The sequence below is a fragment of the Lentzea rhizosphaerae genome (assembly GCF_042649515.1).
GTDB classification, from domain to species: domain Bacteria; phylum Actinomycetota; class Actinomycetes; order Mycobacteriales; family Pseudonocardiaceae; genus Lentzea; species Lentzea aerocolonigenes.
Window position 1 is genome coordinate 56,586 of sequence record NZ_JBHRZI010000026.1, and the last position, 6,539, is coordinate 63,124.

Consider the following 6,539-nt stretch of genomic DNA (forward strand, 5'->3'; position numbering starts at 1 on the left):
ATCGCCATGTCAGTCATCATCGCCTCGGCGTTCCTGCCGGCAGACGACCCCGAGAAGTCCCTCGGCTTCTTCCGCGACGCGCTCGGCTTCGAGGTCCGCCAGGACGTGGGCCAGGGCACGATGCGCTGGATCACCGTCGGCCCGCCCGCCCAGCCCGAGACCGGAATCGTGCTGCACCCGCCCGCCGCCGACCCCGGCGTGAGCGACGAGGAACGCCGCACGATCGCCGTCCTCATGGCGAAGGGCGTCTACACGGCCCTCTCGCTCGCCGCCGACGACCTCCAGGGCACGTTCGACCGTGCGAAGGCGTGGGTGGAGAAGGAAGGCGTCGGCGAGGTGCTGCAGGAGCCGGAGGACCAGCCGTGGGGCGTGCGGGACTGCTCGTTCCGCGACCCGGCCGGGAATCTGGTCCGCATCAACCAACGCTGAACGTGACGCCCGGCGCGGCGTGGTCGATCGGCCCCGAGTAACGGGCCGAGGCACGGGTGACCGCTTCCTGCGGGGTCAGGAAGCGGCCCACGTGCGTGATGACCAACCTGCGTGCGCCGGCCGCCGTCGCGGTCTCGCCCGCGTCCTCCGGCGTGTGATGGGCCATGTCGGACGTCTTCACGGCACTCTCCGACTCGCACAGCAGCACGTCGGTGCCGCTCGCCAGCTCGGTGAGGTTCCGGCACGGTGCGGTGTCACCGGAGTAGGTGAGCGACGCGCCCGCCGCCTCGATCCGCACTCCGAACGCGGGGATGCCGTGCTCGACGGCCGCCGTCGTCAGCCGTAGGGAGCCGACCGCGGTTTTGTGACCGTGGTGCAGTTCGGTGATCTCGAACGCGTCCTCGACAGGGCTGCGTTGCGGGCCGTTCGTGAGGAAAGTGGCGAGGCGGTCGGCGATGCCGGGCGGGCCGTACAACGGGATCCGGTCGCGCTCGACGTCCGCGAAGAGCAGGGCGTAGTAGGTGGTGAGCAGGTCGGCGCTGTGGTCGGCGTGCAGGTGCGAGATCCAGATCGCGTCGAGGTCCTCCAGCCGGGTGTGGCGCTGGAGCGGGCCGAGCGTGCCGGTGCCCGCGTCCATCCACAAGCGAGTGTCGCCGTGCGACACGAGGTAGCCGGAACAGGGGTTGTCCGTGCTCGGGTACGGGGTCGCGCACCCGAGCACCGTGAGATCGAGGCCCATCCGTCAACCGTAGATCAACGGGCGCGGGTTCCCTTGAGCTTCACCAGTTCCGACTCCATGAGGTTTTCCTCGACCTTCAGCGTGCCGGGCACCTTCGCGTCCGGCCGGCTCATGTACGACTGGGTCGCGGACGGCCTGCCCACCAACGAGAACCGCAGCTCGCCGGTGAGGCTCTTGGTGTTGAGCGAGTTGGTGTCGTGGAACGCGCGCAGCACGCCGTCACGGCTCAGGTCCTTCTTGGCGCACGCCTTTTCCAGCACGGCCACGAACGCCATCGCGACCGTGTAGCCGTGCACGGTGTTCAGCGTGCCTTCCTCGCCTGGAAACCGCTGGTGGTAGCTGTCGCGCAGCTCGCGGACACCCTGCGCGTCGGCGCTCCACGGCGCGACGGGCGTGGGGATCAGCACCTGCTTGGCGAAGACCGGCGCGACCGGCGACTGCATGATCGCCGCGTCGTAGCTGACGGCGTTGGCGAGGATCGGCACCGTCCAGCCGAGCTGCGCCACGATGCCGACCGCGGCGGCGGCCTGCGGGGGAGTCAGGCTCAACACGAGCACCTTGGCGTTGGCGGCCTTCAACGCGGCGATCTGCTCGGCGAAGTTGGCGGTCGTCTCGGTGACCGCCTGCTCGGACACCTTCATGCCCCAGTTCTCCGCGACGAACCTGCTGCCCTCCAGCGCGTTGTCACCGAAGCTGCCGCGGAGGTGGACGTGGCCGACGGTGTCGCCGGTGGTGAGCACACCCTTGCGCTTGTAGTGGTCGAGGCCGTTGATGACGTCGAGGTCGTAAGTGGTGCCGACGATCATCATGTGCGGGTTGCCGAGCAGGTCGGCCGCCCAGGAACCGGGCACGGTCAGCGCTCGCGTCTGCATCAGGTCAGGCTCGATGGCGGCGGTCATCGGCTGGCCGAGCACGTCGATGAACCCGAGCACCTGCGGTTCCAGGTCGAAATAGCCGTCGAGCGCCTTCTGGACGTCGTACGCGTGGTCCTTCTGCTTCAGCTCGATGCGCCGCCCGCACACGCCACCGCGTTTGTTGACCTGGTCCAGATAGAGCTCATATCCGCGGATGCGAAAAACAGAAGAACCTTTGAACGGTCCTGTCATGTCTGTCAACACACCGAGCGAAATCGATTCAGGGGTGACGCCAGGCCCAGTCCGAATGCTGGTGTCAGTCTTGTCATTCGTGGCACAGGCGGTCAGTGCGGGCAGCAGGAGGGTGGCGCACAGGAATAGCTGGCGAATGGGCATCCGAGACCTTGTCGCAGGGTGGTTACTCGTGGGTAGCGGGAATTATTGGGTAGCGGCTGCCGGTGAGTCCAATTTTGTGTTCCGAAACACCTTCGAGGCACAACAACTTCGATTGCCGATGGAAAGTTCGCGACAGGTACCGTGATCCGGTGGAAGAGCCCGTGTGGAACGAATGGCGCCGGCCTGGCCCGACGCCCGCGCAACGGCGGCGCGACGTCGGCATCGCGGTGATCGTGGTGCTGTGCGCGGTGGAGGCCACCGTGCTGATCAACAGCATGGGAGCCTTCGCGTTCGGACGTGCTCCCGGCCTGCGCGAGCAGCTGGCGTGGGTGCTCGCCCTGTCCGTGCCGCTGGTGGTGCGTCGCCGCTACCCGCTGGCGGTCATGCTCGTCGTGTCGGCGGTGTTCATCGCGGCGCAGTGGCGGCAGGTCGGCGACAACCTGGTGCCGTCGGCCGTGCTGTTCCTCGCGATCTTCACTGTCGGCGCGTGGGAGCAGAACCGGCTCATTGCGCGTTGGTCGCGCATCGGTGTGATCGTCGTGATGTTCCTGTGGCTCGGCTTCGGCCTCGTGCGCGCCCTGATCGGCCCGAAAACGGCAGGGTTCAAGGACGCCGCGGGCCCCTTGGATCCCCTGCTCGCCTCCGTCCTCTACGGACTGGAGTTCAACATCTTCTTCTTCCTGTTCGCCTACGTGGTCGGCGAGATGGCGTGGACGGCGGCACGGCGCCGGGCGCAGCTCGAGTTCCAGGCCGAGGAGCTGCGGCGCTCGCAGGAGCGCAACACCGCCGGTGCCATCGCGGCCGAACGCCTGCGCATCGCCCGCGACCTGCACGACGTGGTGGCGCACCACGTGTCCGTGATGGGCATCCAGGCCGGTGCCGCGCGCCGGGTGCTGGACTCCGATCCCGCGATGGCGCGCGACGCGTTGCAGACCGTGGAGCAGACCGCGCGGACCGCGATCAACGAACTGCGCGGGCTCCTCGGCGTGCTGCGCGCGGACGCCCAGGAGGACTTGCGGGCGGCACCCGGCCTCGACGATCTGCCGGAACTCTTCGAGAACGCGCGCGCTGCGGGCCTGGAGGTCTCGCACGGCGTGTACGGCGCACCGAGAGAGGTGCCGTCCGGTGTGGCGTTGTCCGCGTATCGGGTCGTGCAGGAGGCGCTGACGAACGTGGTCAAACACGCAGACGCGCAACACGTGGACGTACGGATGCGTTTCCTGGACAGCGCACTCGAACTGGAGATCACCGACGACGGCCGTGGACCCTCATCGTCCACCGACGCAGGTTTCGGACTGGTCGGGATGCGCGAACGTCTGGCCGTGCACGGCGGTTCGCTGGAAGCAGGACCACGGCGTGATGCGGGCTATCTGGTCCGTGCATCACTGCCTACGGAGGAGAAGGCGTGAGTTTGCGAGTCGTGCTGGCCGACGACCAGGACCTGGTCCGTGCCGGCTTCCGGGTCATCCTCGGCACGGAGCCGGGCATCGAGGTGGTCGGCGAGGCAGGTGACGGTGCCGACGCGGTGGAGCTGGTGTCGCGGCTGCGGCCCGACGTCGTGCTGATGGACGTGCAGATGCCGCGCATGGACGGCCTCGAAGCCACCCGGCGGATCCTCGCGGCCGGTGACGGCACTCGGGTGGTCATCCTGACGACGTTCGACCGCGAGGACTACCTGTTCGAGGCGTTGCAGGCGGGCGCGAGCGGGTTCCTGCTGAAGAACGCGTCGCCGGAGGACCTCGTCGAGTCCGTGCGGGTCGTCGCGCGCGGCGACGCGTTGCTGTCGCCCGAGGTGACGCGGCGGGTGATCGCGCGGTTCAGCACCGGTGCCCGTGAGCGCACCCGGCCGCCGGAGCTGACCGACCGCGAGTTCGAGGTGCTGGTGGAGCTCGCCAAGGGTGCGTCGAACGCGGAGATCGCGGCGTCGTTGTTCCTGGGGGAGACGACGGTGAAGACGCACGTGTCGCGGGTGCTGGCCAAGCTCGGACTGCGGGACCGCACGCACGCGGTGGTGTTCGCGTACGAGCGCGGGATCGTGACGCCGGGCGGGTGAGGCGTACGCAAACTGACGTACGCGAGATCAGAACGTGAGCGGATGATGCACGCCCTCGTGGTCGCGAGAGTAAGACGCGACACCACGAGAGAAGGAGTGCACCGCGATGACTACCACCCGCAAGCTCAGCGGCCGCGCCCGCAAGGCCGTGCTGCTCGTGCACGTCCTGTCGGCGGCGGCGTGGCTCGGCATCGACCTCGCACTGGGCATCCTCGTCGTGGTCGCACTGTCCACTGAGGACGTCGTCACCGCGGCGATCGCGATCCAGGCGGTCGACGTGTTCGCGATCTGGCCCATGTTCGGCGCCAGCGTCGTCTGCATGATCTCGGGCGTCGTGCTCGGCGTCGGCAGCAAGTACGGGTTGGTGAGGTACTGGTGGGTCGCCGTCAAGCTCTTCATGAACGTCGGCATGTCGCTGCTGATCGCGTTCGCGTTGCGGCCGGGCGTGGCCGAGGCGGCACGGATCGGGGAGCGCATGCTGGCGGGCGACCCGAGCGCGGTCATCCCGTCCGATCTGCTGCACCCGGTCGTAGTCGCGCCGACGCTGCTGCTGTTCGCCTACGTCCTGTCGGTGTTCAAGCCGTGGGGCCGGATCCGGAAGTCAGCGCAGCCAGTCAAGCGCGAGCGCCGCGACCTCGTCGGGGCGGTCTAGCTGCAGGAAGTGCCCGGCGCCCGCCACGATCTCGACCCGCGACCCCGGGGCGAGACCCGTGGCGGCGCTTTTGTAGTTGTCGGGCGTGATGCACCCGTCCTCGGCACCCGCGAGCACCAGCATCGGGATCGGCGCGGGCTTCTCGGAGATCCTCGCGAGTTCGGTGAGGGCGGGGTCGTGCAGCGACCGGTCGAAGTTCGCCCGGTACAGCTTCAGCGCGTTGGCCCGCACCCCCGGATCCGCGTACAGCTGCCTCACGTGCTCCGGCACCTCGAGCCCCGGCGACCACGTGCGCCACAGGTAACCGATCAGCTCGTCGTTGAACAGGGCCTCGGCGACGCCAGGCAACAGGAACAGGAACAGGTAGAAGAACCGTTGCTGCTGCGCGGGATCGTCGAAGATCGTGCCCAACGCGCCCGGCGGCGGCACGGACATCGTGACGACCCGCCGAACCCGCTCCGGCCACACGGCCGCGAGCCGCCCGGCCACCCCGGCACCGATGTCGTGCCCGATCACGTCCAGCGGCTGGTCGGACAGTGCGGCGTTCACCGCGGCGGCGTCGGCGGCCAGCGTCAGACCGTCACCGAACGGCAGCTCGTCCACGGTCGACGGGTGGTGTCCGCGCAGGAACGGCGCGACCACGCGACGGCCCGCGGCGACGAGGCGTTCGGCGAGGGGGCCGAACGACGCCGGGTGGTCGGGGAAACCGTGCCAGCACACGACGATCGGGCCGTCGCCCGTGGTCAGGGCTGGAACGGGCCCGCGCTCGGTGTCGATGACGATCTCGTCGAAGTCCATCAGAAGTCCACCCGCATCACGAAGCGTCGTTTGGTGGGATGGGTGACCTGCGTGAACCCGGCCTCCTCGAACACCTGCCGCGCACCGACGTGCATCTCACCCCAGGTGACGTTCTGGCCGGGCGCCGCGATCATCGGGTACGCCTCGACCGCGCGAGCACCGTGCGCACGTGCGTGGTCGACGGTGGCCGCAGCCAGCTCGTAGGTGAGGCCCTGCCGCCGGAAACCCTTGCGCACCACGAAACACGTCACGGCCCACACGCCGTCGTCGTCCTTGTCCTCGGAACGGCCCTTCCACGGGATGGGCATGTCGAGGAGCTTCGCGTAGTCGCACCGGGGTTCGACCGCGACCCACCCGGCGGGCTGGTCGTCCACGTAGGCCACCAGCCCGCTGCCGCGCGCGGACTGCTCGGTGTGCGCGGCGACCCGTTCGTCCAGCGTCGAGTCGCGCCACATCCAGCCCTTGACCTTGTAGCGCTGGCAGTGGCACTTGCCGGGTTCGGAACCGTCGAAGATCGCCTCGACGTCCTCCCACGGCACCTCGTCCGACGGCACGATCCGGATCACGAGGGCCAGCGTAGTGGCGTGGCTGAACTGTCAGGGTGTCACCACGTTCAGT

The 6,539-nt window shown here is 68.8% G+C and carries 8 protein-coding genes; 4 read left to right on the forward strand and 4 right to left on the reverse strand.

Going from position 1 to position 6,539, the window contains the following annotated elements:
- The first annotated feature begins 6 nt into the window (after nt 1–6).
- Nucleotides 7–429, forward strand: a complete 423-nt coding sequence (locus ACFOWZ_RS29790) for a VOC family protein (protein WP_382377223.1) — start codon at nt 7–9, stop codon at nt 427–429.
- Here the strand turns inward: ACFOWZ_RS29790 and ACFOWZ_RS29795 are convergent.
- Nucleotides 416–1,168, reverse strand: a complete 753-nt coding sequence (locus ACFOWZ_RS29795) for an MBL fold metallo-hydrolase (protein WP_382377224.1) — start codon at nt 1,166–1,168, stop codon at nt 416–418. The genes ACFOWZ_RS29790 and ACFOWZ_RS29795 overlap by 14 nt on opposite strands.
- A 14-nt stretch (nt 1,169–1,182) precedes the next feature.
- Nucleotides 1,183–2,418: an ABC transporter substrate-binding protein gene (locus tag ACFOWZ_RS29800; RefSeq protein WP_382377225.1), complete on the reverse strand. Its 1,236-nt coding sequence runs from the start codon at nt 2,416–2,418 to the stop codon at nt 1,183–1,185.
- A 149-nt stretch (nt 2,419–2,567) separates the two neighbouring features.
- Here ACFOWZ_RS29800 and ACFOWZ_RS29805 point away from each other — a divergent pair, with 149 nt between their 5' ends.
- The 3 genes from ACFOWZ_RS29805 (at nt 2,568) to ACFOWZ_RS29815 (ending at nt 5,123) form a co-directional block, all read left to right on the forward strand.
- A complete protein-coding gene (locus tag ACFOWZ_RS29805) occupies nt 2,568–3,827 on the forward strand; it encodes a sensor histidine kinase (RefSeq protein WP_382377226.1) in 1,260 nt (419 codons plus the stop codon).
- Complete coding sequence (locus ACFOWZ_RS29810; protein WP_382377227.1) at nt 3,824–4,471, forward strand: response regulator; 648 nt, start codon at nt 3,824–3,826, stop codon at nt 4,469–4,471. Before ACFOWZ_RS29805 ends, ACFOWZ_RS29810 begins: the two co-directional genes overlap by 4 nt.
- Before the next feature lie 106 nt (nt 4,472–4,577).
- Complete coding sequence (locus ACFOWZ_RS29815; protein ID WP_382377228.1) at nt 4,578–5,123, forward strand: hypothetical protein; 546 nt, start codon at nt 4,578–4,580, stop codon at nt 5,121–5,123.
- On the opposite strand, the gene ACFOWZ_RS29820 is transcribed toward ACFOWZ_RS29815, so the two are convergent.
- Nucleotides 5,073–5,921, reverse strand: a complete 849-nt coding sequence (locus ACFOWZ_RS29820; protein WP_382377229.1) for an alpha/beta fold hydrolase — start codon at nt 5,919–5,921, stop codon at nt 5,073–5,075. The genes ACFOWZ_RS29815 and ACFOWZ_RS29820 overlap by 51 nt on opposite strands.
- Nucleotides 5,921–6,487: a GNAT family N-acetyltransferase gene (locus tag ACFOWZ_RS29825; RefSeq protein WP_382377230.1), complete on the reverse strand. Its 567-nt coding sequence runs from the start codon at nt 6,485–6,487 to the stop codon at nt 5,921–5,923. Before ACFOWZ_RS29825 ends, ACFOWZ_RS29820 begins: the two co-directional genes overlap by 1 nt.
- Nucleotides 6,488–6,539 lie beyond the last annotated feature (52 nt).

Bases quoted from the DNA above. Each gene is read 5' to 3' on its own strand.
- ACFOWZ_RS29800 (WP_382377225.1), bottom strand. From the start codon at position 2,418: ATGCCCATTCGCCAGCTATTCCTGTGCGCCACCCTCCTGCTGCCCGCA.
- ACFOWZ_RS29795 (WP_382377224.1), bottom strand. From the start codon at position 1,168: ATGGGCCTCGATCTCACGGTGCTCGGGTGCGCGACCCCGTACCCGAGC.
- ACFOWZ_RS29815 (WP_382377228.1), top strand. From the start codon at position 4,578: ATGACTACCACCCGCAAGCTCAGCGGCCGCGCCCGCAAGGCCGTGCTG.
- ACFOWZ_RS29790 (WP_382377223.1), top strand. From the start codon at position 7: ATGTCAGTCATCATCGCCTCGGCGTTCCTGCCGGCAGACGACCCCGAG.
- ACFOWZ_RS29820 (WP_382377229.1), bottom strand. From the start codon at position 5,921: ATGGACTTCGACGAGATCGTCATCGACACCGAGCGCGGGCCCGTTCCA.